This window comes from Streptomyces flavidovirens DSM 40150, from assembly GCF_000429085.1.
Taxonomy (GTDB): Bacteria; Actinomycetota; Actinomycetes; order Streptomycetales; family Streptomycetaceae; genus Streptomyces; species Streptomyces flavidovirens.
The window spans coordinates 88360-114094 of sequence record NZ_AUBE01000011.1; the positions used below are offsets into that span (position 1 = coordinate 88360).

Here is a 25735-nt window from a genome sequence, read left to right on the forward strand (position 1 = left end):
CCGTTGTCGCTGGTCCGGGGGCCCTCCTCTGTGCGTACGTCAGATCTCGTACTCCGCGCCGGCGACAGCCAGTTCCGCCGGGCCGTCGTACACCGCGCGCGCGTCGGCCAGGTTCACTTGCGGGTCCGTCCACGGCGGGATGTGCGTGAGGACCAGCCGGCCGACAGCCGCCCGCCTGGCGTGTTCGCCCGCCTCACGGCCGTTGAGGTGGAGGTCCGGGATGTCCTCTTTGCCGTACGTGAACGACGCCTCGCACAGGAACAGGTCCACGCCGTCGGCCAGTTCGTGCAGGGCCGTGCACACTCCGGTGTCGCCGGAGTACGCGAGGGACCTGCCGCCGTGCTCGACGCGGATGCCGTACGACTCGACGGGGTGCGCCACCTTCTCCGTACGTACCGAGAAGGGGCCGATGTCGAACACGCCCGGCTTGAGCGTGTGGAAGTCGAAGACCTCGGCCATCGACTTCTCGGTCGGGGTGTCGGCGTACGCCGTCGTGAGGCGCTGCTCGGTGCCCTCGGGGCCGTACACGGGGATCGCGGGGGCGCGGCCGCCCTCCTGCCGGTAGTAGCGCGCGACGAAGTAACCGCACATGTCGATGCAGTGATCGGCGTGCAGGTGACTGAGAAAGACAGCGTCGATGTCGTAGAGACCGACGTGGCGCTGCAGCTCGCCGAGGGCGCCGTTGCCCAGGTCGAGAAGCAGCCGGAAGCCGTCGGCCTCGACGAGGTAGCTCGAGCAGGCCGATTCCGCGGACGGGAACGACCCTGAGCAGCCGACGACGGTGAGCTTCATGGAGCGTGAACCTCCGTAACAGGGACGGGGAGGGTTCGTGCGGGTTCGTCGAGCGTAAGGCGCGAAAGAGCTGGTCGCTCCTTGATGGCGGGCCGTTGTGGTTGAAGTCACCGGCACTGTCACCGGTTCGGGCGGAGCGCGCGGGGCGGGCGGGGCGCCGGTACGGTCGGGGGCATGGACATGTCCTGGTGGGTGGCGCTGGCCGCCGTAGTGGTACTTGCGCTGGTCGCGGCCGTGGTCGACGGCCGGGGCCGGGGCCGGCGACCCGAGGGGCGCACGCGGCCGCCCGCGCGCCCCGGCGAACCGCGTCGGCGCGCGCCGGAACGGGCGCCTCGGGCGGGTGAGATCTGGTGGGCCGATGTGCCGTACGAGGACGGGCCCGGCTCGAAGGACCGGCCCTGCCTGGTGTTGTCGGTCCGGGGTGACAGTGCCCTGATCGCGAAGATCACCAGCAAGCACCACGACGAGCGACCGGGGGTGATCGCGTTGCCGCCGGGGGCGGTGGGGGACGCACGGGGGCGACGCAGCTTCCTGGAGACGGATGAGCTGCGGGATGTGGGGGTGCTGGGCTTCCGACGCCGGGTGGGGGTGGCGGATCCTGCGGTTTGGGAGCGGGTGCGGCATTTGGGGCGGTGAGGGGGGTGCGGTGGCGCGGTGCGGTGCGGCGGTGCGGTGGCGAGGTGCGGCGGTGTGCTGGCGCGGTGACGCCCGCCGAGCTGGCGCGGTGAGGCGGTGCGGTGCGGTGGCGCGGTGACGCCCGCCGAGCTGGGGCGGTGCGGTGGCGCGGTGCGGCCCGCCGAGCTGGGGCGGTGCGGTGGCGCAGTGACGCCCGCCGAGCCGGGGTGGCGAGGTGTGGGCGGCGGGCGGAGCCGGGGGCGTGCCTGGCGTGAGCGGGCCGGCGCGGCAGCCTGGGCGGGCCGGGCCGCTGCGCGGAGCTTTCCCCACCCCGCCCCTTCCCGAACTGGGGCTCCGCCCCAGACCCCGCTCCTCAAACGCCGGAGGGGCTGAATGGCCCGGGGGTGGGGAAAGCCCCGCCGCAGGCGTCGCGCCGTCGCACGTCGTCGCACGCCCGCCCGCGCCCCCCTACGCCCAGAGCTGACCCTGCAGGGTTTCGATCGCCGCCTCGGTGGTCGGCGCGGTGTACACGCCCGTCGACAGGTACTTCCAGCCCCCGTCGGCCACGACGAACACGATGTCGGCCCGCTCCCCCGCCGCGACCGCCTTCTTCCCCACCCCGATCGCCGCGTGCAGCGCCGCCCCCGTCGAGACGCCCGCGAAGATTCCTTCCTGCTGAAGGAGTTCGCGCGTACGCGTCACCGCGTCCGCCGAGCCGACCGAGAAACGCGTGGTCAGGACGGACGCGTCGTACAGCTCGGGGACGAAGCCCTCGTCGAGGTTCCGCAGGCCGTACACCAGGTCGTCGTAGCGCGGCTCGGCCGCGACGATCTTGATGGCAGGGACCTGTTCGCGCAGGTAGCGGCCTACGCCCATGAGCGTGCCCGTCGTGCCCAGGCCCGCCACGAAGTGCGTAATGGTCGGGAGGTCGGTGAGGATTTCCGGGCCGGTGGTGGCGTAGTGCGCCCCCGCGTTGTCGGGGTTGCCGTACTGGTAGAGCATCACCCAGGAGGGGTTCTGCACCGAGAGTTCCTTGGCGACCCGTACGGCCGTGTTGGAGCCGCCCGCCGCCGGGGACGAGATGATCTTCGCCCCCCACATGGCGAGCAGGTCACGCCGCTCCTGGGAGGTGTTCTCCGGCATGACGCACACGATGTCGTAGCCCTTGAGGCGGGCCGCCATCGCGAGCGAGATGCCGGTGTTGCCGCTGGTGGGCTCCAGGATGGTGCAGCCGGGCGTCAACCGGCCGTCCTTCTCCGCCTGTTCGACCATGTGGAGCGCGGGGCGGTCCTTGATCGAGCCGGTGGGGTTACGGTCCTCCAGCTTGGCCCAGATGCGGACGTCGTCCGACGGGGACAGCCGCGGCAGGCGCACGAGCGGCGTGTTGCCGACCGCCGCCAGCGGGGAGTCGTACCGCATCAGACCATGCCGCCGGCGACGGCCGGGAGGATGGTGACGCTGTCGCCGTCGGCGAGCTTGGTGGAGATGCCGTCGAGGAAGCGGACGTCCTCGTCGTTGAGGTAGACGTTCACGAAACGGCGCAGCTGACCACCGTCGACAATGCGCTCCTGGATGCCGGTGTGGCGGGCTTCCAGGTCCGCGAAGAGGTCGGCGAGGGTGTCGCCGTTGCCCTCGACGGCCTTGGCGCCGTCGGTGTAGGTGCGGAGGATGGTCGGGATGCGGACCTCGATGGCCATGGCTTTCGACTCCTGTCAGGAGGGTGGCGTGAAAGGCGCGCGGCAGTTCGTCCCCCGCGCAGGGGCAAGCGTGTGCGTGTAGAGCGTGTACGTGTGCTGAACCGGCCCGCGGCTCAGGCCGCTCGGGCCGTACAGATTGCGCTGGCGAGCCGGCACAGGTCGACGTGCAGGCGCGCTACGAGCAGCACGGTGCTCGGCGTCGTCTCACTCACGTCGTGGGGAACCATGCGGTCATCGTATAGATTCCCGGACCACTTCCCGGTATGTGATCTCACATGGTGGTCGAAAAACGTTCGCTGCGTGGACACAGGAGGCATCCAACGGTCGGTGCGCCGGTCGTCGGATGCACGCTGACCTCGGCGGACACCCCGTAAACCGTGTGCGGGAGGTCGGTCGTGAGGACCTCCTGCTCGCGTCCTGGGACTCATGGTGTGCAGGTCGTCGCCGTCGAGGACGATCGTGCGGTACGGGCCGGGCGGCCGCCCGCTACTTCTTAAGCTCGGGGTGGAGCTGGCGCGCGAGGGTCTCGACGGCGGCCGGGGCGCGTACGCCGAGGACCATGTCGGAGAGGGGCAGGACGGCGAAGCGCCTGTTCTTCACGGCGGGGACGTCGGCGAGGGCCGGATCGTCGAGGAGGCGCTGCTTCTTCTGGGCGGCGGTGGTTCCGCCGTATTCGAGGATGACGATGGTCTCGGGCTTGCGGTCGACAACGTTTTCCCAGGAGGCGTCGGCGAAGGGCTTGGAGAGGTGGGCGAAGACGTTCTTGCCGCCCGCGCGGATGATCATCTCGTTGCCGATGCCCGCGCCGCCGACGGTGGAGGCGGTCTTGTCACCACCGTCGTACACGAAGACGGAGACGGGTTCGACGGCCGCCACGTCCTTCCCGGTGGCGGCGTTGGTGGCCTTGGCCGCTGCGATCCAGCCCTCGGCGCGGTCGGCGACGCCGAAGGTGCGGCCGACCTCACGGATCTCCTGGTAGAGGGCGTCCATCGAGGTCTTGCCGTCGGCGCAGTATTCGATGTTGAGGCGGGAGTTGATGCCGGACTTCTTCAGCGCCTCGCGGCTGCGGCCGTCACCGGCGGAGAAGGCGGTGGCGTAACCGCCGTACACGAAGTCGGGGTTGGCGGCGAGCAGCTTCTCATATGAGGGGTATTCCCTGGTCAGCACCGGGGTGGCTTTGTACTCCTTCTCGTACTTGGGGAGCACCATGTCGTCGAGGTAGGCGGTTCCGGCGAGGGACTTGGCGAGGCCGAGCTCCAGCATCACTTCGGTGACGTGCTGGTTCATGGTGACGACGCGGGTGGGCGGTGCCTTGTAGGTCGTCTTCACGCCGCAGTTGGTGACGGTGTAGGGGAATCCGGTGGCTGCTTTCGCTGCCGGCACGGAGTGTCCCCCCACGGTGCAGGCGGTGAGCTGGAGCAGGGCGGCTGTGATGAGGGCACAGCGGGAAGGCCAAGTACGACTGGACACGGTGGTGCCTCCTCCGGGAGATTCCTCGTCCCCTGGTCGGTGGTGAAGAAGGCGGCAGGTCAGTTCCTGGCTTCCGGGCATGGCGACGGCAGTCGCCATGCCCGGACACAGTGGCGGGACCGTGCCGGATTCGCACCGGCTTCCTGGGCCTGCCGCCCGGGTCGCGCACAGTCTCCCATCAGCCCTTTCGCCGGCCCTGCTCGGGACTACTCGGGATTACTCGGGCCAGGAGGAACTCTGAATCGTCTCGACGAAGTCACCGCGCCGGTATCCGGGCACGAAGTGCGCCAGTACGTCGGCCTTGACGTTGCCGAAGGTGGTGTCCGGCTTGCGGGCGATGCCTTCGGTGAAGGCGGCGAGGATGCGCTTCTTGAAGTCGGGGCGGGGGTGCAGGGCGGTGATCGCGGCGCGGTCGTCGGCGGTGATGTCGTCATAGCCGATGCCGAGTACGTCGTACTCCACTCCGGCGGTGACGAGGGCGACTTCCGGCTCCATGAACTGCGGGATGCCGGGGGTGGTGTGCAGGGCGATGGCTGTCCAGACGCGGCGGACGCTGTCCTCGGGGACGCCGTGGCCCTGGAGGAAGCGGCGGGCCTCGTCGGCGCTGTCGACCTCGAAGCGGCGGCGGCTGGTGCGGAACTCCTGATTGAGCCCGAGGTCGTGGAACATGGCGCCGATGTAGAGGAGCTCGGGGTCGAAGCTGAGGCCACGGTTCTGCCCCTGGAGGCTGCCGAACCAGAACACCCTGCGGGAGTGGTGGTAGATCAGCTCGGTTGTCGTGTCGCGGACGAGTTCGGTGGCGGCGGTGGCGAGCTTGGTGTCGGGGACGGCGATTCCGGCTGCGTTGTCGGTCATGGCTCAAGACTGCGCGTCACGCGTACGCCGCCACCATGTCCCCAGGGCCAGCCTTCCCACACATCGGGACACGAACAGGCACCGCCTGAACCGGTAGCTCCGGCCGCGTCTGAGGGCCCGGTGCAACGAACCCAACAGTTGATGAGTCCCAATGCCCCTCCAGTCCCACACGTCACAGTCGTATCGGTTTCGACCGTCACGGGAGCGTTTCCGCCCAGACCCAGTACAAGGAGCCAAGCGGGCCGCTGGGATGACCGGCCTGGAGTGGTTGCTGTGGTTGGTGGGGGTTGCTGTGCTGGGTTTCGGCGTGCGGTGCACCCAACCGCAGCCGTGCCACCACCCGCAGGCCGATTGGTCCGCAGGTCGGCCTGGCGGCTTGCCGTCCACCGGCGTGGGTGTCACGTGTGCGTCGGGAGTGTGGTGTCGCACCAGCGGCCGTTCCCGCACCCGCTGAACCAGGGGCCGCGCCACCCCTGGACCTCACGCGCCCCACCCACCGGACCCGCCGCCCGGCAGCGGCGAGCCGCCACTCCCCGAGCCGTCCCGTGGGCTCCCCCCGGGGGCCGCCCCCCAGAAGCATTGCGGCGGAGGTCCGGCGGTCAAGGGTGAAGCGAAGCGCAATCGCCGCAGGCGACGCGACGCAGGAGCGCCCTTTACCGCCGGGCCTCCGCCGCCACACTTACTCCAGGCGGCCCCCACCCCAGACGCAACCAACGCCCCAGGCCGACCAACACCCCCGCCACCAGCAGCCCCCCACATCCACGGCCAGCACACCGTGCAGAGGAGAATCGCCGCATGCGGATTCTGATCATCACCGCCGGTTCACGGGGAGATGTCGCGCCCTTCACCGGCCTGGGGCGGCGCCTGCTGGACGTGGGTCATCAGGTCGCCGTGGCCGCTCACCCGTCCTTCGCCGCGCTCGTCGGCGGGTGCGGTCTCGACTACCGGCCTGTGCCGGGAGACCCGCAGGGCCTGATCCGAGCCTGGTCCCGCGCGGCGTCGCGGGAGGAAGCCCGGGCCGCGACAAGAGCGTATGTGGACGGGCTGGCCGACGGGGTGACGGAGGCCGTGGCGGGCGGAGCCGACCTGGTGCTCACCGCCTTCGGCCCGGCACCGCTCAGCCGGACGGTCGGCGAAGCGTTCGGCGTCCCCGTCATCGGCACCTACCTCACGCCGGCGTTCGCCACCAGGCAGTTCCCGCTGCCCGGCGCACAGGGCACCGACGGCCTGGGGCCGGAGGGCAACCTCGCCGCGGGCCAGGCAGTACTGAAGCGCGCGGAAGGGCTCTTCGCAGGCGCCGCGACCCGGCTGCGCGCCCGCCTCGGGCTGCCCGCCGGCGCGCCATCGGCACCGGAGGACATCCAGCCGGTCTTCCACGGCTTCAGCCCGCTGGTGGTGCCGCGCCCCGAAGACTGGCCGTCCCGCGTCGAAGTGGCGGGCTACTGGTGGCCCGCGCGGCCGTACCGCTGGGAACCTCCAGCCGAGCTTGTTGACTTCCTCCAGGCCGGTCCGCCCCCGGTGTTCATCGGGTTCGGCAGTATGGCGCCGGGGCAGGGGGAACGGCTCAGTGAGCTGGTGGCCGCGGCGGTGGAGCGGGCAGGCGTGCGCGCGGTGGTGCAGGCGGGGTGGGCCGAACTGAGCGGCTGCGGCGCCGACGTCCTGGCCATCGGCGACGTCCCGCACGACTGGCTGTTCCCTCGCACCGCCGCCGTCGTCCACCACGCCGGGGCGGGCACCACCGCAGCCGGACTGCGGGCCGGAGTACCCGCCCTGCCCGTACCCGTCATGGCCGACCAGCCGTTCTGGGCGTCTCGGCTCTACCGGCTAGGAGTTGCCCCCCGGCCTCTGCCGTTCCAGGATCTCACCGCCGAAACCCTCGGCGCCGCAATCACGGCCTGCCTGTCCGAGCCGGCCCACCGCCACCGCGCGGCCGAACTCGCCCACCACATCGCCGCAGAGGACGGCGCCGCTACGGTGCTCGACCACATCGGCTCTAGGGGCGCCGGGTGAACCCGAGGGATGCTCCATCGCCGAACCGCTGTGCTGCTGTGCTGCCGTGCCAGGCCATCCGAGGCACTCTGCCGCATCCGGTGCTGCGAACGCCCCCCGGCCGCCTCCCAAAGTCGTGAGCAAACGCTGCCAAAGTCGTGAATGTAACCACCCGTCGCCCGCAGCCCTGCCCGCGACCTCAGCCCACCCGCCTGGCCAGCACCTGTCCCGGCCAGGATCCGAACAGAAAACGGTCGGTGGGGGTGAAACCGTTGCGCTCGTAGAACGCGACCAGTTCCCCCCCGCCGCCCGCCCAGCAGTCGACCCGCAGCAGCCCCACGCCTGCCCGCCGGGCCTCCTCGGCGGCATGGGCCAGCAGCGCCGCCCCGATGCCCAGACCGGCGTACCGTCGCTCAGAAACCAGCAGCCGGACGTACCGCTCGGGCTCCTCGGCCGGCGCGATCGGCATCTGCGGGCTGGGTCCGGAGTCCAGCACCAGGGCTCCGACAGGTCTTCCGCCCAACTCCGCGATGTATGGGACGTTCTCGGTCGTGTACCGCTCCACCCGCGCCACCCCGCCGGGCTTCTGCGAATACGGTGTCGTGCCCCACTGCTCGGTGTTGCCGCGACCGTTCATCCAGACCACCGCGGCGTCGAGCATGTCCAGAATGGCCGGTGCGTCGGCCAGGCTGCCGGGTCTGATCCGTATGCCATGTGTGGTGTCATTCACGGCGGAAGCCTAGCTAGGGCCTGCCTGGCTGCTGGCTGCTGGCTGCTGGCTGCTGGCTGCTGGCTGCTGGCTGCTGGCTGTTCGATGGATCCCCCCCGTCAGCCCTCAAGCCGAGGCCGACACGGTGCCGTTTAACCTCCTCGGATGACTCACTCCGTAGTGGTGTTCGCGTTCGACGGTGTGCGGCTTATGGATGTCTCCGCGCCGCTGGAGGTGTTCACCACCGCCGGCAACGGCTACACCGTGCGCGTCTGCACGCCCGACGGGCGTGACGTCACCACCTCCGCCGGGCTGCGCATCGGCGCCGACGTCGCCGCCGCCGAAGTCCGCCGGGCGGACACCCTCGTCGTGCCGGGGGCCGTCGATGTGGACGGGTTTCTCCGTACGGTGGGGGCGGTTGAGCAGGTCGCCGCGCTGGCGGCGGTGTCCGGGCGCGTGGCCGCCGTGTGTACGGGGGCGTTCGCGCTCGCCGCCGCCGGGCTGCTCAACGGGCGGCGGGCCACCACGCACTGGGAGCACGCCGACGCGCTCGCCCGCCGGTATCCCGACGTCGCCGTCACGCCGGACGCCATCTACGTGCAGGACGGACCGGTCTTCACCTCCGCCGGGGTGACGGCCGGTATAGACGTCTGCCTGGCCCTCGTCGAGCAGGACCGGGGGCCGGGAGAGGCCCGGCGGGTGGCGCGGGATCTGGTGGTGTTTCTGCAGCGGCCCGGCGGCCAGTCGCAGTTCTCCGCAGCGTCCCGTACTCCCCCGACCCGGCATCCGCTCGTACGCCCCCTCCTCGACGCCGTCGTCGCCGACCCGGCGGCCGACCACAGCCCGCGGGCGATGGCCCGCAGCGCCGGGGTGAGCACGCGCCATCTGACGCGGCTGTTCCGGGAGCAGACGGGAACCTCGCCCGCCGGGTTCGTGGAGGGCGTACGGCTGGAGGCGGCACGCATCCTGCTGGAGGCGGGGGCGGGGGTCACCCGGGCGGCCGCGCGCAGTGGTATCGGCAGCGACGAAAGCCTGCGCCGGGCCTTCGCCCGGCACTTCGGGGTGACCCCGTCCGCGTACGCCGCACGCTTTCGCAGTACGGCCGTGGGCAAGGGGCCGTGGGCAAGGGCGGTTACGCCTCGACCTTGACCTCTTCCTCCGTGATCACGCCGTCCACGATGCGGAACGAACGGAACTGGAAGGGGCCCGCGTCGTCCTTGTCCGCGGTGGAGACCAGGACGTAGTGCGCACCGGGCTCGTTCGCGTAGCTGATGTCCGTGCGTGACGGGTAGGCCTCGGTCGCCGTGTGGGAGTGGTAGATGATCACGGGCTCTTCGTCCCGGTCGTCCATCTCGCGGTAGAGCTTCAGCAGGTCCGACGAGTCGAACTCGTAGAACGTTGGCGAGCGCGCGGCGTTCAGCATCGGGATGAAGCGCTCGGGGCGCCCGGACCCGGCGGGACCCGCGACCACGCCGCAGGCCTCGTCGGGGTGGTCGGCGCGGGCGTGCGCGACGATCTGGTCGTACAGGGCCTGGGAAAGGGTCAGCATGGGCCCCAGGATAAGCAAAGGGTCCCGCCCGTACCGAGGGATGGTACGGACGGGACCACATGCTGGACTGGCGACGATCCGGAGCCCGCAGCTCGCGGCTCGGAGTTCGCGGCCCGGAGCCCGGAGCCCGGAGCCCGCAGCTCGGAGCCCGCGGCTCGGAGCCCGCGCCCCGCAACCCGGAAGCCCGCAGCCCGGAAGCCCGCGGCCCGCAGCCCAGAGCCCGCGCCCCGCAACCCGGAAGCCCGCAGCCCGGAAGCCCGCGGCCCGCAGCCCGGAAGCCCGCAGCCCCCGCCGCCCCTACGCCTTGGGCGAGGCGACCTGCGTCGCGCGCTTCTTCAGCACCAGCCACGACACACCCAGCAGCAGCGCCCACAGCGGCGCGCAGTACAGCGAGATCCGTGCGCCCTCGTCGATGCCCATCATCACGATGACCATGCCGATGAAGAGCAGCGCGAACCAGCTGGTGTACGGCGCTCCCGGTGCCCGGAAGGTGGACTTCGGCAGCTCGCCGCGGTCGGACTTGGCCCGGTAGCGGATGTGGCTGACCAGGATCATGATCCAGGCCCACATGCCGGAGATGGTCGCGAAGGAGACGACGTAGTTGAACGCCTCGCCCGGCCACTGGTAGTTGATCCACACGCCGACCAGCATCAGTGCCGCGGAGAACGACGTGCCCACGAGGGGCAGGCCGTTCTTGGTCAGCTTGGTGAAGACCTTCGGGCCCTGGCCGTTGAGCGCGAGGTCGCGCAGCATGCGGCCGGTGGAGTACATGCCCGAGTTGCAGGACGACAGGGCGGCGGTGAGGACCACGAAGTTGACGATGGCCGCGCCGACGCCGAGGCCCATCTTCTCGAAGGCCGCCACGAACGGCGAGACGCCCGGCTGGAAGTGGGTCCACGGGACGACCGACAGGATCATGATCAGCGCGCCGACGTAGAAGACGGCGATGCGCCACGGGACGGTGTTGATGGCCTTGGGCAGCACGGTCTCCGGGTCCTTGGCCTCACCCGCGGTGACGCCGACCAGTTCGACGGCGAGGAAGGCGAACATGACCAGCTGGAGGGTCATCAGCGTCTGGCCGATGCCGTTGGGGAAGAAGCCGCCCTGGTCCCAGAGCATGGTCACCGATGCGGTGTCGCCTGCGTCGGAGAAGCCGATGGTGAGGATGCCGGCGCAGATCAGGATCATGCCGACGATCGCCGTGACCTTGATCATCGAGAACCAGAACTCCAGCTCGCCGAAGAGCTTCACGGAGATCAGGTTCACGCAGAAGAGGAGGACCGTGAAGATCAGGGCGAAGACCCACTGCGGCTGGTCCATCCAGCCGTCCGTGCCCTTGGTCCAGTACTGCATGTACTCCGAGGCCGCGGTGACTTCGGTGATGCCGGTGACGACCCAGAAGAGCCAGTACGTCCAGCCGGTCACGAAGCCGGCGAAGGGGCCGACGAACTCGCGGGCGTACTCCGAGAAGGAGCCGGAGACCGGGCGGTACATGAGGAGCTCGCCGAGTGCCCGCATGATGAAGAAGATGACCAGGCCGGCCATGGCGTAGGCCAGGATCAGGCTGGGGCCCGCGATGGAGATGCCCTTGCCGGCCCCGAGGAAGAGGCCGGTGCCGATGGCGCCGCCGATCGCGATCATCTGGATCTGGCGGGCGCCGAGTCCGCGCTGGTAACCCTCGCCGGATGTCGCGCCTTCGGCCTCACTGCCGTCGTGCTGCTTGTCGACCTGCACTGAGGTCATGGTGTGTCGCGCCTTTCTCCATGCCGATCCGGCCTTGAGCGGCTCGGATCGACTGTGACGATCCTTTGAGGGGCGGAGACCCCCGGATGTGGAATGGAGTGCGTGTCGGCGGTCAGCCGACGTCAGCGCCTCCGGGGACAGGGGTGGCGTCCCCGGGCGGTCGTGAAGATTTATCACGATCGCGACAGTGATCCACTGCACCCAATGTGGCGCACACCACTGGAAAAATGGGACAAACAGCGCCTGGAGCCCCAAAGGAACCCCAGGCGTTAATGCGATCGTTATTCGGATTTGAGTGTCCGTTGAGCGAACAGCATGATCGAAATGTCCGGACAGATCAGGGCATGAGTGTCAAGGCGCGAGCGTCAGGGCACGCATGTCAGGGCATGAGCGTCAGGGCACGAGCCTCAAGGCATGAGCGTCTCGACGAGGCTCTCCTGGAGCGCGCCGAGCCACAGGTACGCCATCACCATCGGCTTGCGCGGATCGGAGTCCGGCAGCCGGTAGAGCTCACCGTTCTCGTCCTCGTCGGTGACCTCCAGACGGGTACCGATGGTCAGCCGCAGATCGTTGAGCGTGCCGAGCCAGCGCTTGCACTCGTCGTCCGCCAGCTTCAGTACGGCGCCGCGCTCGCCGGCGGTGGCCAGCGAATCGAGGCTGCGTACGACCGCGAGCGCGTCCTCGCGCTTGCGGTCGCGCAGGTCGTTCTCCGTGAAGCGCCGGAACTCGGCCGAGTTGGCGCGCACCTCCCGCTCGTGCGCGTCCTCGGGATCGGCCTGCGGATCGCCGTACCCGTCGGGGAAGAGCCGCGCGAGCGCGGGGTCGGCCGGCGCCTCGCTGGGGCCCTCCGCGAACAGCGCGGCCAGCGGGTCCTCGCCGGCCGCCGGCTGATCGCCGGGTCCGACGAGTTCGAGAAGCTGTACGGCCAGGCTGCGCAGGATCGCGATCTCGACCTCGTCGAGCACGACGGCCGCGCCGCCGCCCGGAACCTCCTCGAAGACCCCGGCCATCAGCCGCGGTCCTGAGTGAGCGTCGCCCAGAGTCCGTAGCCGTGCATCGCCTGCACGTCACGCTCCATCTCCTCGCGGCTGCCGCTGGAAACAACCGCGCGGCCCTTGTGATGGACGTCCAGCATCAGCTTGTGCGCCTTGTCCTTGGAGTAGCCGAAGTACGTCTGGAAGACATACGCGACATAGCTCATGAGATTGACGGGGTCGTTGTGGACCAGCGTCACCCAGGGGACGTCGGGTTCCGGGACGGCGGAGGTTTCCTCGGCCGACTCTGGGCGTTCGATCTCTGCGGGAGCCGTACTCACTTGTCCCATGGTGCCACCCGTGAGGGGCCCTCGCACAAACGGCCACGTAGAAATCGTCACTCTGACGAGATGAGGGGGTAGCATCTTTGCCATGAACACTGCGGACCTTGGGCTGCCGGTGGATGTGCCGTCGACAGCGCTCTTCACCGACCAGTACGAGTTCACGATGCTGCAGGCCTCCCTCAGGGCAGGCACCGCCGACCGGCGCTCCGTCTTCGAGGTCTTCACGCGCAGACTGCCCGAGGGCCGCCGGTACGGCGTCGTGGCGGGCACCGGGCGGGTCCTGGACGCCGTGGAGAACTTCCGTTTCGATCCGGGCGTGCTCGGTTTCCTGCGACAGCACGCGATCGTCGACGAGCCGACGCTCGAATGGCTCGCCTCGTACCGCTTCACGGGCGACATCTGGGGCTATCCGGAGGGTGAGGTCTACTTCCCGGGCTCCCCGATCCTGCGCGTCGAGGGCAGCTTCGCCGAGTGCGTGCTCCTGGAGACCGTCATCCTCTCGATCCTCAACCACGACTCGGCCATCGCGGCCGCCGCCTCCCGGATGGCAGCCGCCGCCGGCAGCCGCCCGCTGATCGAGATGGGCGCCCGTCGTACGCACGAACTGTCCGCCGTCGCGTCGGCGCGTGCGGCGTACGTCGGCGGCTTCACCTCGACGTCGGACCTGGCGGCCGGCTTCCGCTACAACATCCCCACCGTGGGCACCAGCGCGCACGCCTTCACCCTGCTGCACGACAGCGAGCGTGACGCCTTCCAGGCGCAGGTCTCCTCGCTGGGCAGCGCCACGACGCTGCTGGTCGACACGTACGACGTCGCCGAGGCGGTCCGTACCGCCGTCGAAGTGGCGGGGACGGACCTCGGGGCGGTCCGTATCGACTCCGGCGACCTGCTGCTGGTCGCGCACCGGGTGCGCCAGCAGCTCGACGAGCTGGGGGCCACCGGGACGAGGATCGTGGTGACCAGCGACCTCGACGAGTACGCCATCGCCTCGCTCGCGGCAGCTCCCGTGGACGCGTACGGCGTCGGCACGCAGTTGGTGACGGGCAGCGGACACCCCACGTGCTCCATGGTCTACAAGCTGGTCGCCAGGGCCGACTCGGCGGACCCGAAGGCTCCGCTCCAGCCGGTGGCGAAGAAGTCGATGGGCGGGAAGACCTCGATCGGCGGCCGCAAGTGGGCGGCGCGCCGGGCGGACGCGGACGGCGTCGCCGAGGCGGAGGTCGTGGGCACCGGGCCCGTACCGCCCGAGCTGGCCGGCCGGCAGCTCCAGGTGGAGCTGATCAAGGGCGGAGAGGTCGTGGCGCGCGAGCCGCTGGACGACGTACGGGAGCGGCACATCGCGGCGCGCGGGGCCCTGCCGATGTCCGCCGTGCAGCTTTCCAGGGGCGAGCCGGTGATCCCCACCGAGTACGCATGAACACGGGGTGAGTGGGCAGCGGCAGGCCAGAGGGCGGGCGCCGGGAGCGCCGTCGGCCCTCTAGCAGGCAAAGGCCCCCTGCCGCAAGGCCGTTGGAGTCTCTACTCTCGAACCATCGCCCGGACCGACCACCGGCCGGACAGGACAATTCCATCGCCCGGACAACCGGACACGCACCCCCCACCGCTGATCCCCACCGAAGGGCACCCGCCATGCACCGCGCCTTGATCGTCGTAGACGTTCAGAACGACTTCTGCGAGGGCGGCAGCCTCGCGGTGGCGGGCGGCGCCGATGTCGCCGCCGCCGTCACCGACCTGATCGGCGAGGCCCCGGCCGGGTACCGCCACGTCGTCGCCACCCGCGACCACCATGTCGATCCCGGCGACCACTTCTCGGCCAACCCGGACTACGTCCACTCCTGGCCGGTGCACTGCGTCGCCGGTACGGAGGGCGTGGGCTTCCACCCGAACTTCGCGCCGGCCGTCGCCTCGGGCGCCATCGCCGCCGTCTTCGACAAGGGCGCCCACGCGGCGGCGTACAGCGGCTTCGAGGGCGCCGACGAGAACGGCGTCGGGCTCGCCGACTGGCTGCGGGCACGCGGCGTCACCGAGGTCGACGTGGTCGGCATCGCCACGGACCACTGCGTACGGGCGACGGCCCTGGACGCGGTCCGCGAGGGCTTCACCACCCACGTACTGCTCGACCTGACCGCGGGTGTCTCCGAGGCGACGACGGAGCGGGCGCTGGAGGAGATGCGCGAGGCGGGCGTCGAGCTGTCGGGGAAGCCGGTGGTCTAGCCGGGGGCCCGGCCGGTAGTCCGACCGGCGGGCTGGCCGGCGGTCCGGCCGGTCGTCCGGCGGGCGGGCCGGCCGGCGGACCTCCCCGTGCGCTCACGCCGGGCGTACGGGCCTGAACAGGGCTCGTATGGGGTGCCAGAGCTCCACGGTCTGCTGCGGCGCCGTGCGCCACAGCAGGCCGTCCGGGTGGTGCAGGACCGCCGTGATCTCGTCCGGCGTCGGCGGGTGGGCGTTGCCCCGCAGGTAGACCGCCCGCAGACCGAGGTTGCGCAGCCGCGTCAGGGCGCGGGCCCGGTTCACCGAGTGGACCAGAACGCGGACCTTGCGGCCGTCGGCCCACGGGCTGGGCAGCGTGAGAGCGACCACCACACTGCCGCCGGGCAGCCTTACGAAACCTCCACCGGACATGCCGATCAATCCCCCATGAGACGTCGTGTCAACAAGAGCTGGTCAAGAGGCATCTAAACGTGAACGGCCGCCGCCCGCTAGAGGGCGACGGCCGATCGTGCTCTGACCTGCGGTGTTACGAATTACTTGGTCGACGGACCGATCTTCACCGTGACCGTCGAGCCGCTCTTGGGCTCGCTCACGATCGAGATCTTGGTGTTGGTGTCAGGAACCTGCACCCCACCGGTCGGGTTCTCCTTGTACCAGTACGTCCCCTTACGGTCGTCGAAGGACGAGACGCCCTTCCGCGACGCCAGCTTCAGCGGCACGTTCGCGTTGTGCAGCGTGAAGCCGTCGGTGCGGTACCGGCTGAAGGTCGAGTCGAAGGACTGGATCTTGTTCCTCAGCAGCTTGCCGTCCGCCCACTTCAGCGGCTTGGCGTGCGCGTCGACCGGAAGGATCAGACCCTTGCCCGGATGGGCGCTGGTGTTGTTGTCCTTCTGCGAGGTGTCCCACAGCCAGATCATCAGGCCGTTCTGGTACGGGTAGTGCTCCACCCAGCTCGGCCGGTCCGGGGCGAATCCGAAGTTGTACGGGCCGACCTTCAGCGTCTTGTCGTACGACACGTACTGGCGGTTCTCGGCCAGGTAGTACTGGTCGTACTCCTTGGTGAAGGACTCGCCGACCCTCGTGAAGCCCTTGGCGGTCCAGCCGTTGTCGTCGCCCTCGGCGTTGTCCGAGAAGAGCGGCGCGCCGTCCGCCGTCACCGTGATCGCGTCGGCCGCGAAGCCCTTGCCGCCCGCGCCGCCGTCCGTCTGGTAGCGGAAGCGCAGGTCGATCTTCTTGCCGGCGTACGCGTCCAGCGGGAAGGCGAGCTTCTTGTACGCGCCGCCCACGCCGGTCAGACCCGGCTTGTCGGCGGCGTCGCGCGGCAGCGCCTTGCCGTCGGCGGTCCCGTCGAGAGCCGTCCATGTTCTGCCGCCGTCGGCCGAGACCTCGGCGTACAGCCAGTCGTAGTTCGCCTCGATGTCCCACCAGCCCTGGAGCGCCAGCTCGGCCTTGGTCCTGCCGGTGAGGTCGACGGGCCGGGTGAGGGTGTTCTTGAGGTCGTCACCCATGTCGCTCCACCACTGCCTGGAGCCCTCGGCGGGCTTCACGACAGTCGTGGTGACGGCCTTCTTGGGCAGCTCGACGACGAGCGCCTGCGGGTTCTTGGTGTTGTACGCCGAGACGCCCAGCTTGTGCTTCGACTTGGTCGCGGCCTTGGCCGTGTCGTAGTCGAGCCAGCCAAGCTGGAGCTTGTCCCAGGCCGTCATGTCGCCGGGCAGGTCACCGATTTCGGTCTTGCCCTTGCCGAGCCAGGAGCCGGCCGACATCAGCGACCAGAAGCCGACGCCGTTCTCGCCCTTGCCCGAGGTGTCGTACAGGTCGGGCAGGCCCAGGTCGTGGCCGTACTCGTGGGCGAAGACGCCGAGGCCGCCGTTCTCCGGCTGCATGGTGTAGTCGCCGACCCAGATGCCGGTCTTGCCGATCTCGGTGCCGCCGGACGGGTTGCCCGCCGGGCCGGTCTTGCCGGCGTCCGTGCCGTACGCGTACCAGCGGTGCGCCCACAGGGCGTTCTCGCCCTGGGCGCCGCCGCCCGCCGACTCGTCCTCGCCCGCGTGGACGATCTGGAAGTGGTCGATGTAGCCGTCGGGCTCGTTGAAATTGCCGTCGGAGTCGAAGTCGTAGCGGTCCCACTGGTCGTAACCGGCGAGCTGCGCCTTGATCTCGGCGTCCGTCTTCCCCTTGGCCTTCTGGTCGGCGGCCCAGGCGGTGACACCGTCGCGGACGGTGTCCCACACGTTGGCGCAGTTGCTGTCGCCGCAGTAGTTCGAGCCGTAGCGGGCCTCGTTGTAGTCGACCTTTACCCAGTCGGAGACCTCGCCGTCGACCGAGTAGCGGCCGGAGGAGGTCTTCTCGTAGTACGTCTTGAGGGAGTCCTTGCCCTTGCCCTCGCCGAAGTACAGCTCCTGGAAGTGCTCGCGGTCGTAGTCCTTCTGCCAGGCCGTCGAGTTGTCCTCGGAACGGTCCGGCTCCGCTATCTGGTTGTGCGCCGGCCCGGCGTCCCCGCCGTACTTCTTCACGGGCGGCTTCGGCCCGTCGCCGTCCGGGTCGAACATGGTGGTGTTGTCGACCTTGTCGCCGAACTCCACCAGGATCGTGAAAATCTTGTCGGTCTTCTCGCGGCCCAGCTCGACGTACTTCTTGTCGTCCAACTTCACGACCTTGGAGGCGCCGCGCTTCTGCACGGTGGCGTCGCCGGCGATGACCTGTTCGAGCGCGGCCTTGCGCTCCATCTCCTGCTGCTTGCTGAACGGTCCTTCGAGATCGTGCTCGACATGGCCCTTGGCCGGCGCCGGGTCACGGCGCTCGATACCGGCCTTGTCCGCCGCACCCGCAGGCTTCTCGTCAGCCTGGGCAGTGGCGAATGCGGAGGCCGTCGCGGCGGTCGCGGCCATGGCCACGACTACGGCGGCGGCTCTGATCCGCCCTCTGTTGGTGGTCACTTGATGATGTCCTCCCCCGCGGGCCGCGTCAGCACGGAAGAGGGTGAGGGGTATCCGGGCGCGGCGCGCGTCTCAAGTGACGACATTCGACCGGACTTGCCGGAGAAAAGACAGATCTTGACTTGGTCAGCTCAAGTGCACTATGCAGACGATCGGTTCCGGATACCGGACGCTTTCGCATCGATCGCGGTCCGGCCGCAGGGCGCGTCGATCTCGCCTGTCGGGATACGGAATGACTCCGTGCGCCCCCAGTGCACCGGCACCGTGGGTTAGGTCACGCTTACTACCCGTTCCGTGGGGGCACTCACCGTCGTAGAGTCGCTTGCAGTGCGACCCGGTTGAGACAGACCCCCCTACCGCTGCTCCGAGGACGGAAATCGCCATGCCGCGTCCGACTGCCGCACAGTTCGCATACGGTTCAGCCACCGTCGTCTTCTCGACCCTCGCCCTGCTGCTGCTGTCACAGACGGCGTCGGGCATCGGCGTCGCGATCATCGCACTCGCCGCGCTCGCGCTGGGCGTGCTGGTCTCGCTGACGGTGCCCATGCCGAAGACGGCGCGCACGGTTCGCCGTACGGACGACGCCGCCGTCTCCGGGACGACCGACGCGGCGACCGCCGACGCGAGCACCGGCTCCGACGCCGCCGAGGCGCGGGTGCCGGGCCCGCGCACCTTCTCCTCGCGGGCCCACTCGGCGGTCGGCGGGCACTCGCTACGTGGTTGAGACCACCACCGTCTTGGCCGCCTTGTCGTGCAGGCCCTGTTTGTAGGGCTTGTCGATCAGGATCATCACGAGGTTGATGAGCCACCACAGGCAGAAGCAGCAGATCAGCGCCGGCACCCACAGGACCACGGCGCGCAGCAGCGACGCGTTGGTCTCGGGGACCATGCCGTTGTTGAGCATCGCGACGCGCAGGTTCATCAGCCGCTTGCCGACGGTCCGGCCGTCCTTGGCCGTCATATAGGTGTCGTAGCCGATGTACACGACCATGGTGACGAGCTGCCAGATCAGCGACTTGCCATCGGACATGGTCGTGACTTCGTCCCAGTCGTCGCTGGTGTAGTTGTCGAAGATGCCGACCAGCCAGCCGATGAGCCCCAGCGGGATGGCGACGATCAGTCCGTCGATGATGCGAGCCGCGATGCGCTTGCCGGTGGGGGCGAGCGGTGGCATCCCAGCGAGCGGGTCGGCGGCGCCGCCGCTGTAGGGCGGCGGCGGGGTGCCGTACGGGGGGCCGCCGTAGGGCGAGTCGCCGTACGGGGATCCGCCGCCGGGGCCGGGTCCGGTGGGGCCGCCGGGGCCGCCCGGTTCGCCGGGGCCGCCTGGTCCGCCCGTGTCACCGGTGTCGCCCGCCCCGCCCGTGTCGAACGGTCCGCCGCCCGCCGAGGGTGGCGGCGGCGACGGCGGCTGGTCCTGGTCCGGCGGGGGCTTCTTGAGGAACGGGTCGTCATCGGGCGGCTCGCCGGGCGGCGGCTGGTCGGTGCTCATAACGGCAGTCGACCGCGCCCGCCCGCCGCCCGCATCCGGTCGGGTGCCGTTCGGGGGACCCGGCGGAAGGCCTTCAGTCCCCCGCGACGAACGTACGGGCCGCCTTGTCGTGCCAGCACTGGCGCCACGGGCGGTCGAACAGACACCACGCGGCGTTGACGACCCCGATGGCGAGGACGCCGAGCAGGCCGTACACCAGCCAGCGGCGCAGCGCGGCGCCGAACGTCGGCGGTTCGTGCGCCTCGATGTCGCGTACGTGCATCCGGCACAGCTTCTTGCCGAGCGTACGGCCCCACTTGGCGGTCGGCAGCACCTCGTACACCACTCCGATGAGGAGGTACGTACCGAGGACGATGCCGAGGTATCCGGCGGTGGTTCCGTCGAGCAGCCATACGGTCACGGTCTCGCCGGAGAGCTTCGCCGCCTCGATCTTTTCGTCGATGTGCGCGAGCGTCGCCGAAACGAGCGGTACGGCGACGGCGCTGACCGCGGCGCCGAGGACGACGGTGTCGATCAGGCGTGCGGCCAGCCGCTTGGCGAGCCCGGCGGGCCTGGCCGCGGCCTGGGCCTGGGCGGCCTGCAGGAACGGATCGCTGACCGGCGGCTTCCAGGGCACGACGGGCGGCGCGCCCGCCTCGTCCCGGTCCGGCTGCGCCAGTTGGTGCACCTGCTGCGCCCAGGAGGCGGCCCCGCCGCCGGCTCCGGCAGAGACGGGAGCGGCGGCAGCCACTCCACCGCCGGCCTGAGCCCCCGCTTGCCGCTGGGAGGGACCCTGCCCCTGACCGGGCACCTGTCCCTGCCCCAGCCCCTGCCCGGCGGCCTGCGCCGCCCGGCCGCCCTGGCCGGAGGCGTTCCCCTGGCCGGGGCCCTGACCCTGGCCGGCGGCCTGTGCCGACCCACTGGCCCGCCCCGCGGCCTGACCGGGCGTCTGCCCGTGCCCACCGGCGTGGAACGGAGCGGAGGCCTGCGCCTGCCCGGAGGCGTGCCCCTGCCCCGGCGTCTGACCTTGCCCAGGTGCCACCCCCTGGCCGACAGCGCGCCCTTGCCCGGAGAGCTGCGCCTGGCCGGGAGTTCGGCTCTGCCCCGGCGTCTGGCCTTGCCCAGGTGCCACCCCCTGGCCGGGGACGCCCTGCCCGGAGGGCTGCGCCTGGCCGGGGGCATGCCCCTGACCGGAAGCGTGACCTTGCCCGGCGGCGTGCCCCTGACCGGAAGCGTGACCTTGCCCGGCAACGTTTCCCTGGCCGGGAGTGTGACCTTGCCCGGAGTCCTGGCCCTGGGCCGGGACTTGGGGGCGGCCGGCTCCCGGAGTCATGGTTCTGATGGCCATCGTGCCGTCGGCCTGGGCCGTGCGCGGGGACTCCCCGGCGCCGCGGCGCAGGGCGCGGATGGTGACCGTACCGTCGTCGCGGGGCGACGTGCGGCCGGGCTTGCGGACGCCGGGCAGCGCACCCCCGCTGGGGTCGGCCGCGGTGCCGCGCCCGTCACGCTCGCCGGGGGCTCCGGGCGCCGCGCCCGAGGCGGCTTCCGGCGAGGAGCCGCCCGTACGCCGGAGGTCGACCCCGCCGCCCCCACGGCGCTGACCGCCCGAAGCGTGACCCGCCGCCGGGGCACGCCGGGGGTCCTCCGACCCGCCGGAAGCGGAACCGGACGTATCAGCAGAGCCTTGCCGCCCGCCGGGCCCGGGCTCGCCGCCGGGGGCGGACGGACGGCCGCCGGGGCCGGAGGACGGGCCGCCGGCCGCGGCGTCCGCGGTGGCGGAGCCCCAGGAGACGCGGCGGTCACGCTCGCCGCCGAACCCGGTCTGGCGGGACGTGTCCGCCTGCCAGGCCGACGCCGGCTCCGGGGTGTTGCCGTGCAGGTGCGCGCCCTCGGGCTCCTCGTCGAAGAAGACCGGACCGGTCTCCTCCACGGAGGGGGAGGGCGAGGGGGCCGGGGCGGGCGTGGGGACCGCCGCACCGGCAGGCGCGGCCGGCATCACCTCGCCGTCCGGCGGGGCGGGGCGGCTGGTGCCGGGCACCCATGAGGCCCCGTTCCAGAACCGGACGTAACCGGGGATGGACGGGTCGGGATAGTAGCCAGGAGTGGGGCTGCTGTCGCCGCTGGCCGGGGTGGGGGCGCTCATCACCGTGTCCCGTATCTAGTCGATGGCCTCGTTATTGAGGTCCACATCTATCAGACCGCCGCGACGCGCCGGGCCTGTCCCAATGGAAGCACTTCTTTCCGGGCATCCCCAGAGTCTCCCCGTAGCCTCTTCGCAGCCTCCCCACGGCTTCCCCGGACCGCTTGGAACCGGGCCGCTTGGAACCGGACCGCTTGGAACCGGACGGCCTGGAACCGGACGGCCTGGAAGTTGTCGGCGAAAGTCGCGTAATGAGCCGCGGGCAAGCCCCTCTCTCCCTGCGAGGCCCGCTCGAAGGGCACGTACGTGGAGAGGAAGGGACCTTCATGCACACCGTGGTGGAACGCGAACTGGAACTCGACCTGGTGCTGTCGCCCGAGCGCAGCATCCCCGTCCCCGCCCGGCTGGTCTACCGCACGGACGACCCGTACGCCGTGCACATCATTTTCCACATCGGCTCCGACTCCCCGGTCCACTGGACGTTCGCCCGCGAGCTGCTCGTCGAGGGCGTGTTCCGGCCGTGCGGCAACGGCGACGTACGGATCTGGCCGGCCAGGACCGGCTCGCGGAGCGTGGTCTGCGTGGGCCTGACGTCACCCGACGGAGACGCCCTCCTGGAGGCGCCGTCCCCGGCCGTGTCCGCCTGGCTGGAGCGGACACTGCGGGCGGTTCCGCCGGGGACGGAGTCCGGGTGGCTCGGCCTGGACGAGGCGCTGGCCGAGCTGCTGGCGCCGAGCCCCGGCGATCTGTGGCTGCTGGATCCTTGGCCGCCGGGTGAGTCCCAGGACGGTGAGGCGTAGGTGGTGTCAGTCGGTGACGTACGTATGGGTGAGGAACTCGAGGGAGTGCCCGTCGGGGTCGTCGATGTAGAACCCGCGGCCCTGGTGGTGATGGTTGATCTGCTGCGGCTGCTCGTGGTGCGGGTCGGCCCAGTACGGGAGTTCGCGCTCCCGCACGCGCGCGAGGATCTGGTCGAACTCACCGTCCGGCACCAGGAACGCCAGGTGCTGCGAGACGATCCGCGCGCTCGCGGAGTCGAGGTAGTCGAGCGTGACGCCGTTTTCCAGCGGCACGCTCGCGAACGGACCGAAGGGCTTGGGCTCCGGGGCGCCCATCAGCTCCGTGAGGAAGCGGGCGGCGGCGAAGCGGTCGCGGCTGTGGACGATGGTGTGGTCGAGGCGCGCGGGCACGGTTCCTCCTCGTTGAGGCTGTTTGACCTGCCCCCTCACGCTATGCGCAGTGCCGCGCCCGGACCATCGGGCGTTGGCCCTACGCCTCTGGCCTCAGAGGACCTTGTCCGGATTGAGGAGGCCGAGCGGGTCGAAAGCCGCCTTGACGGCACGCTGCAACTCAAGTCCCACAGGACCGAGTTCGCGCGCCAGCCATTCCTTTTTGAGTACGCCGACACCGTGCTCGCCGGTGATCGTTCCGCCGAGTTCGAGGCCGAGCGCCATGATCTCGTCGAAGGATTCACGGGCGCGCCGCGACTCGTCCTCGTCGAGATGGTCGAAGCACACCACGGGATGCGTGTTGCCGTCGCCGGCGTGCGCGCACACGCCGATGACCAGGTCGTACTTCTCCGCGATGACGGCGGTCCCCTCCAGCATCGCGCCGAGCTTCGAACGCGGCACGCACACATCGTCGATCATCGTGGCGGACTTGACCGCTTCCAGCGCCGTCAGAGACATCCGCCGCGCCTGCAACAGAAGTTCGGATTCGGCGGCGTCGTCGGCGGGGACCACTCCCGTGGCGCCGGCCGCGGTGCACAGCTCACCGACCGCCGCGAGGTCGGCGGCGGGGCCCGGGGTGTCGAAGGCGGCGAGCAGGAGCGCCTCGGTGGACTCGGGGAGGCCCATGTTCGCCATCTTGTTGACGGCGCGCAGGGTCGTACGGTCCATGAGTTCGAGCAGCGACGGGGCGTGGCCGCGCGCCATGATCGCGCAGACGGCGTCGCAGGCGGCCGCCGCGGACGGGAACTCCGCGGCGAGGACGAGCTGCCGTGGCGGGGCGGGCTTGAGGGCGAGCACCGCCTTGACAACGATGCCGAGGGTGCCTTCGGAGCCGACGAAGAGCCGGGTGAGGTCGTAGCCCGCGACGCCCTTGGCCGTGCGCCGCCCGGTGGTGAGGAGGCGGCCGTCGGCCAGGACAACGTCCAGGCCCAGCACGTACTCGGCCGTCACGCCGTACTTCACACAGCACAGCCCTCCCGCGGCCGTGCCGATGTTGCCGCCGATGGTGCACATTTCCCAACTCGACGGGTCGGGCGGGTAGTACAGCCCCTGCTCGGCGACGGCCCGCGACAGCACCGCATTGATCACTCCGGGCTCGACAACGGCGATCCGGTCAACGGCACTGATCTCCAGAATCCGGTCCATCTTGACCATCGACAGCACGATGCACCCGTCGCTCGCGTTGGCGGCGCCGGACAGGCCCGTCCGGGCGCCCTGCGGCACCACGGGCACGCGCAGCGCGGTCGCGGTGCGCATGACGTACTGGACCTCCTCGACGGTGCGCGGCAGGGCCACCACGGCCGGGGCGCCGGCCGCGCAGAATCCGGCCATGTCGTGGGCGTACGACGCCGTGATGTCCGGGTCGGTGATCAAGGCGTCCGCCGGGAGGCCCGCGCGCAGCTCTTCGAGAAGATCGTCCATGGTCCCAGCGTGACACTCGGGGCCATCGGTGTGAACCCGTCCGCGAATCCGTTCCACGGCTCCGGATGTGCTCGTAGTACTGGCGCACAGTGAGCGGCATGGAGACCGAACAGCAGGTGAAGCGGCGGTGGCCCCGGGCCGTGCTCGCGGGCGCGGCGGTGCTGGTCGTCGCGGGGGTGGTCACGGCGGAAGGGCTGAACGAGGGACCCCCGGCGCTGGGTCCCGTCGGGCGCGCGATGGCCGCCGTCGAGGCCGTGGGCGCCGGGGCGCCTGCCTCCCCCGCCGATCTGACCGCGCTCATCAGCGACCGCGAGTCGTGGCTGCGCGCGCACCCCGAGGACGACCACTCCTGGGCGGTGCTCGGTTCCGCGTACCTGGAGCGGGGCAGGTGGACGGCCGACCCGGCGGACTTCCCCCGCGCGGAGATGGCACTGCGCCACTCGCTGTCCGTACGGCCGAAGGCGAACCCGGACGCCGCGGTCGGCCTCGCCGCACTGGCCCACGCACGCGGCGACCACCGCACAGCCAAGAACCGTGCGGAAGCGGTCCGTAAGCAGTCGCCGAGGCGCTGGACGGTGTATCCGGTCCTCATCGGCGCGTACGCGCAACTGGGGGACCAGAAAGCCGCCGCAGAGGCGGTGGAGAAGCTGGAGGCGCTGCGACCGGGCCCGGCGGCACGGCGGCTGGCGGCGGAGGTGTACCGCGACCGGGGCTGGCGGGAGGACGCGGCGGCGACGCTGGCCGACGCGACGGCGCTCGCGGACTCCACGGCGGAGAAGGTGACCGGACTGCACCGCATGGGCGAGCTGGCGTGGGAACGGGGCGAACCGGAGGAGGCCCTGCGCCACTACGAGGCGGCCCTGCGGGCGGACCCCCGCTTCGGGAGAGCCCGCGCGGGCCGCGCCCGGGTCATGGCCTCACTCGGCCGCCCGGCCGACGCGGAAACGGACTACCGGACCGCGCTCACCGACACCCCGCTGCCCGAACTCCACTTCGAGTACGGCGAAATGCTGGAGTCCCTGGGCCGCGTGCCGGAGGCGAAGGAGCAGTACGCCCTCGTACGGGAGAAGGCAGCGCTCATCCGGAAGAACGGCGGCGGCAAGAACGAAGTCCTCCTCGCGCACCTCGACGCGGACCATGGTGACCCGGCGGCGGCGGTGCGACGGCTGCGGGCGGAGTGGCGGCGGCACCCGAACGCGTACGTCGCCGACGCCCTCGCGTGGGCCCTGTACCGCGAAAACAACGTGAAGAACCGTACCGAGGCCCTGAGATACGCCCGCAAGGCCACCGGCCAAGGCTTGCGCAACGCGCTGTTCTTCTACCACCTGGGTGTGATCGAGAACGACGTCCGCGAGTACGGTCCCGCCAGGCGCCACCTGGAGGAGGCCTTGCGCATCAACCCGTCGTTCTCGCCGCTGCTGGCCCCCAGGGCAAGGGAGGCCCTGAACGCCCTGGGCGAGCCCCGGCGAGGCGGCCCCCGGCGCTGAGCAGCGCCCCCGCCCGGCATGCCACGGTGCCGGAGGGGACGTGTCGGGGCGCTCCCCGCAGGGTGTCGAACGCAACCACCGCGAACGAACCACACCTACCCG

General features: G+C 70.7%; 25 protein-coding genes and 1 riboswitch. Of the genes, 8 read left to right on the plus strand and 17 right to left on the minus strand.

Features of this window, described 5'->3' with window-relative positions:
• Nucleotides 1–39: 39 nt before the first annotated feature.
• The gene (locus G412_RS0116960; protein WP_028813130.1) at nt 40–792 is read right to left on the minus strand and encodes an MBL fold metallo-hydrolase; all 753 of its coding nucleotides are present in this window, start codon (nt 790–792) and stop codon (nt 40–42) included.
• A gap of 174 nt (nt 793–966) precedes the next feature.
• Here G412_RS0116960 and G412_RS0116965 point away from each other — a divergent pair, with 174 nt between their 5' ends.
• Nucleotides 967–1428: a type II toxin-antitoxin system PemK/MazF family toxin gene (locus G412_RS0116965; protein WP_028813131.1), complete on the plus strand. Its 462-nt coding sequence runs from the start codon at nt 967–969 to the stop codon at nt 1426–1428.
• Nucleotides 1429–1875: 447 nt separating this feature from the next.
• Here the strand turns inward: G412_RS0116965 and G412_RS0116970 are convergent, their stop codons facing one another.
• From G412_RS0116970 to G412_RS0116985, 5 genes are all read right to left on the minus strand, one after another.
• On the minus strand, nt 1876–2826 hold the full coding sequence (locus G412_RS0116970) for a PLP-dependent cysteine synthase family protein (protein WP_028813132.1): 951 nt from the start codon (nt 2824–2826) through the stop codon (nt 1876–1878).
• Nucleotides 2826–3104 (minus strand): MoaD/ThiS family protein, encoded by a 279-nt coding sequence (locus G412_RS0116975; protein ID WP_028813133.1) that lies wholly within the window; start codon nt 3102–3104, stop codon nt 2826–2828. The genes G412_RS0116970 and G412_RS0116975 overlap by 1 nt, the downstream gene beginning before the upstream one ends.
• Nucleotides 3105–3217: 113 nt before the next feature.
• Complete coding sequence (locus G412_RS41620) at nt 3218–3331, minus strand: putative leader peptide (RefSeq protein WP_341860590.1); 114 nt, start codon at nt 3329–3331, stop codon at nt 3218–3220.
• A gap of 259 nt (nt 3332–3590) precedes the next feature.
• The gene (locus tag G412_RS0116980; RefSeq protein WP_425274481.1) at nt 3591–4574 is read right to left on the minus strand and encodes an ABC transporter substrate-binding protein; all 984 of its coding nucleotides are present in this window, start codon (nt 4572–4574) and stop codon (nt 3591–3593) included.
• A gap of 40 nt (nt 4575–4614) precedes the next feature.
• Nucleotides 4615–4742: riboswitch (cobalamin riboswitch) on the minus strand.
• Between the two features lie 48 nt (nt 4743–4790).
• Nucleotides 4791–5429 (minus strand): HD domain-containing protein, encoded by a 639-nt coding sequence (locus G412_RS0116985; RefSeq protein WP_028813135.1) that lies wholly within the window; start codon nt 5427–5429, stop codon nt 4791–4793.
• 795 nt (nt 5430–6224) lie between these two features.
• Between G412_RS0116985 and G412_RS0116990 the strand changes: the two genes are divergently transcribed.
• Nucleotides 6225–7439: a glycosyltransferase gene (locus G412_RS0116990; protein WP_028813136.1), complete on the plus strand. Its 1215-nt coding sequence runs from the start codon at nt 6225–6227 to the stop codon at nt 7437–7439.
• Nucleotides 7440–7617: 178 nt separating this feature from the next.
• On the opposite strand, the gene G412_RS0116995 is transcribed toward G412_RS0116990, so the two are convergent.
• On the minus strand, nt 7618–8148 hold the full coding sequence (locus tag G412_RS0116995) for a GNAT family N-acetyltransferase (RefSeq protein WP_028813137.1): 531 nt from the start codon (nt 8146–8148) through the stop codon (nt 7618–7620).
• 144 nt (nt 8149–8292) lie between these two features.
• Between G412_RS0116995 and G412_RS0117000 the strand changes: the two genes are divergently transcribed.
• On the plus strand, nt 8293–9276 hold the full coding sequence (locus tag G412_RS0117000; protein WP_028813138.1) for a GlxA family transcriptional regulator: 984 nt from the start codon (nt 8293–8295) through the stop codon (nt 9274–9276).
• Here the strand turns inward: G412_RS0117000 and G412_RS0117005 are convergent.
• From G412_RS0117005 to clpS, 4 genes are all read right to left on the minus strand, one after another.
• Nucleotides 9260–9676, minus strand: a complete 417-nt coding sequence (locus tag G412_RS0117005; protein WP_028813139.1) for a M67 family metallopeptidase — start codon at nt 9674–9676, stop codon at nt 9260–9262. The two genes, G412_RS0117000 and G412_RS0117005, sit on opposite strands and share 17 nt — an antisense overlap.
• 297 nt (nt 9677–9973) lie before the next feature.
• Nucleotides 9974–11419: an amino acid permease gene (locus G412_RS0117010; RefSeq protein WP_028813140.1), complete on the minus strand. Its 1446-nt coding sequence runs from the start codon at nt 11417–11419 to the stop codon at nt 9974–9976.
• Between the two features lie 407 nt (nt 11420–11826).
• Entirely contained in the window at nt 11827–12429 is a 603-nt protein-coding gene (locus G412_RS0117015) for a DUF2017 domain-containing protein (protein WP_028813141.1), read from the minus strand.
• Nucleotides 12429–12743: an ATP-dependent Clp protease adapter ClpS gene (gene clpS / locus G412_RS0117020; protein WP_037649048.1), complete on the minus strand. Its 315-nt coding sequence runs from the start codon at nt 12741–12743 to the stop codon at nt 12429–12431. Before clpS ends, G412_RS0117015 begins: the two co-directional genes overlap by 1 nt.
• An 82-nt stretch (nt 12744–12825) precedes the next feature.
• On the opposite strand from clpS, the gene G412_RS0117025 reads away from it, so the two are divergent.
• Entirely contained in the window at nt 12826–14154 is a 1329-nt protein-coding gene (locus G412_RS0117025) for a nicotinate phosphoribosyltransferase (RefSeq protein ID WP_028813143.1), read from the plus strand.
• Nucleotides 14155–14366: 212 nt separating this feature from the next.
• Nucleotides 14367–14951, plus strand: a complete 585-nt coding sequence (locus tag G412_RS0117030; protein WP_028813144.1) for an isochorismatase family protein — start codon at nt 14367–14369, stop codon at nt 14949–14951.
• A gap of 93 nt (nt 14952–15044) precedes the next feature.
• On the opposite strand, the gene G412_RS0117035 is transcribed toward G412_RS0117030, so the two are convergent.
• Both G412_RS0117035 and G412_RS0117040 read right to left on the minus strand, forming a co-directional pair.
• A complete protein-coding gene (locus G412_RS0117035) occupies nt 15045–15359 on the minus strand; it encodes a hypothetical protein (RefSeq protein WP_028813145.1) in 315 nt (104 codons plus the stop codon).
• A 122-nt stretch (nt 15360–15481) separates the two neighbouring features.
• Entirely contained in the window at nt 15482–17839 is a 2358-nt protein-coding gene (locus tag G412_RS0117040; RefSeq protein ID WP_106964115.1) for an immune inhibitor A domain-containing protein, read from the minus strand.
• A gap of 430 nt (nt 17840–18269) precedes the next feature.
• Between G412_RS0117040 and G412_RS40185 the strand changes: the two genes are divergently transcribed.
• Nucleotides 18270–18611 carry a hypothetical protein gene (locus tag G412_RS40185; RefSeq protein ID WP_037649051.1) on the plus strand — a complete coding sequence of 114 codons (342 nt, stop codon included), beginning with the start codon at nt 18270–18272 and terminating at the stop codon, nt 18609–18611.
• Here G412_RS40185 and G412_RS0117050 read toward each other — a convergent pair.
• On the minus strand, nt 18600–19376 hold the full coding sequence (locus G412_RS0117050) for an RDD family protein (RefSeq protein WP_028813147.1): 777 nt from the start codon (nt 19374–19376) through the stop codon (nt 18600–18602). The genes G412_RS40185 and G412_RS0117050 overlap by 12 nt on opposite strands.
• A 73-nt stretch (nt 19377–19449) precedes the next feature.
• Nucleotides 19450–21498 (minus strand): RDD family protein, encoded by a 2049-nt coding sequence (locus G412_RS40935; RefSeq protein WP_078607072.1) that lies wholly within the window; start codon nt 21496–21498, stop codon nt 19450–19452.
• A 323-nt stretch (nt 21499–21821) separates the two neighbouring features.
• Between G412_RS40935 and G412_RS0117065 the strand changes: the two genes are divergently transcribed.
• Nucleotides 21822–22295 carry an SsgA family sporulation/cell division regulator gene (locus G412_RS0117065; protein WP_028813149.1) on the plus strand — a complete coding sequence of 158 codons (474 nt, stop codon included), beginning with the start codon at nt 21822–21824 and terminating at the stop codon, nt 22293–22295.
• A gap of 6 nt (nt 22296–22301) precedes the next feature.
• On the opposite strand, the gene G412_RS0117070 is transcribed toward G412_RS0117065, so the two are convergent.
• Together G412_RS0117070 and G412_RS0117075 are read right to left on the minus strand one after the other, a co-directional pair.
• Nucleotides 22302–22685 (minus strand): VOC family protein, encoded by a 384-nt coding sequence (locus tag G412_RS0117070; RefSeq protein ID WP_028813150.1) that lies wholly within the window; start codon nt 22683–22685, stop codon nt 22302–22304.
• Between the two features lie 93 nt (nt 22686–22778).
• Nucleotides 22779–24146 (minus strand): FAD-binding oxidoreductase, encoded by a 1368-nt coding sequence (locus G412_RS0117075; protein WP_028813151.1) that lies wholly within the window; start codon nt 24144–24146, stop codon nt 22779–22781.
• A 98-nt stretch (nt 24147–24244) separates the two neighbouring features.
• On the opposite strand from G412_RS0117075, the gene G412_RS34830 reads away from it, so the two are divergent.
• Entirely contained in the window at nt 24245–25633 is a 1389-nt protein-coding gene (locus G412_RS34830; protein WP_037649057.1) for a tetratricopeptide repeat protein, read from the plus strand.
• The last annotated feature ends 102 nt before the right edge of the window (nt 25634–25735 follow it).

Coding starts and splice junctions, on each gene's coding strand:
- G412_RS0116960 (WP_028813130.1), bottom strand. CDS start 792: ATGAAGCTCACCGTCGTCGGCTGCTCAGGGTCGTTCCCGTCCGCGGAA.
- G412_RS0116965 (WP_028813131.1), top strand. CDS start 967: ATGGACATGTCCTGGTGGGTGGCGCTGGCCGCCGTAGTGGTACTTGCG.
- G412_RS0116970 (WP_028813132.1), bottom strand. CDS start 2,826: ATGCGGTACGACTCCCCGCTGGCGGCGGTCGGCAACACGCCGCTCGTG.
- G412_RS0116975 (WP_028813133.1), bottom strand. CDS start 3,104: ATGGCCATCGAGGTCCGCATCCCGACCATCCTCCGCACCTACACCGAC.
- G412_RS41620 (WP_341860590.1), bottom strand. CDS start 3,331: ATGGTTCCCCACGACGTGAGTGAGACGACGCCGAGCACCGTGCTGCTC.
- G412_RS0116985 (WP_028813135.1), bottom strand. CDS start 5,429: ATGACCGACAACGCAGCCGGAATCGCCGTCCCCGACACCAAGCTCGCC.
- G412_RS0116990 (WP_028813136.1), top strand. CDS start 6,225: ATGCGGATTCTGATCATCACCGCCGGTTCACGGGGAGATGTCGCGCCC.
- G412_RS0117000 (WP_028813138.1), top strand. CDS start 8,293: ATGACTCACTCCGTAGTGGTGTTCGCGTTCGACGGTGTGCGGCTTATG.
- G412_RS0117005 (WP_028813139.1), bottom strand. CDS start 9,676: ATGCTGACCCTTTCCCAGGCCCTGTACGACCAGATCGTCGCGCACGCC.
- G412_RS0117010 (WP_028813140.1), bottom strand. CDS start 11,419: ATGACCTCAGTGCAGGTCGACAAGCAGCACGACGGCAGTGAGGCCGAA.
- G412_RS0117015 (WP_028813141.1), bottom strand. CDS start 12,429: ATGGCCGGGGTCTTCGAGGAGGTTCCGGGCGGCGGCGCGGCCGTCGTG.
- clpS (WP_037649048.1), bottom strand. CDS start 12,743: ATGGGACAAGTGAGTACGGCTCCCGCAGAGATCGAACGCCCAGAGTCG.
- G412_RS0117025 (WP_028813143.1), top strand. CDS start 12,826: ATGAACACTGCGGACCTTGGGCTGCCGGTGGATGTGCCGTCGACAGCG.
- G412_RS0117030 (WP_028813144.1), top strand. CDS start 14,367: ATGCACCGCGCCTTGATCGTCGTAGACGTTCAGAACGACTTCTGCGAG.
- G412_RS0117035 (WP_028813145.1), bottom strand. CDS start 15,359: ATGTCCGGTGGAGGTTTCGTAAGGCTGCCCGGCGGCAGTGTGGTGGTC.
- G412_RS0117040 (WP_106964115.1), bottom strand. CDS start 17,839: ATGGCCGCGACCGCCGCGACGGCCTCCGCATTCGCCACTGCCCAGGCT.
- G412_RS40185 (WP_037649051.1), top strand. CDS start 18,270: ATGCCGCGTCCGACTGCCGCACAGTTCGCATACGGTTCAGCCACCGTC.
- G412_RS0117050 (WP_028813147.1), bottom strand. CDS start 19,376: ATGAGCACCGACCAGCCGCCGCCCGGCGAGCCGCCCGATGACGACCCG.
- G412_RS40935 (WP_078607072.1), bottom strand. CDS start 21,498: ATGAGCGCCCCCACCCCGGCCAGCGGCGACAGCAGCCCCACTCCTGGC.
- G412_RS0117065 (WP_028813149.1), top strand. CDS start 21,822: ATGCACACCGTGGTGGAACGCGAACTGGAACTCGACCTGGTGCTGTCG.
- G412_RS0117075 (WP_028813151.1), bottom strand. CDS start 24,146: ATGGACGATCTTCTCGAAGAGCTGCGCGCGGGCCTCCCGGCGGACGCC.
- G412_RS34830 (WP_037649057.1), top strand. CDS start 24,245: ATGGAGACCGAACAGCAGGTGAAGCGGCGGTGGCCCCGGGCCGTGCTC.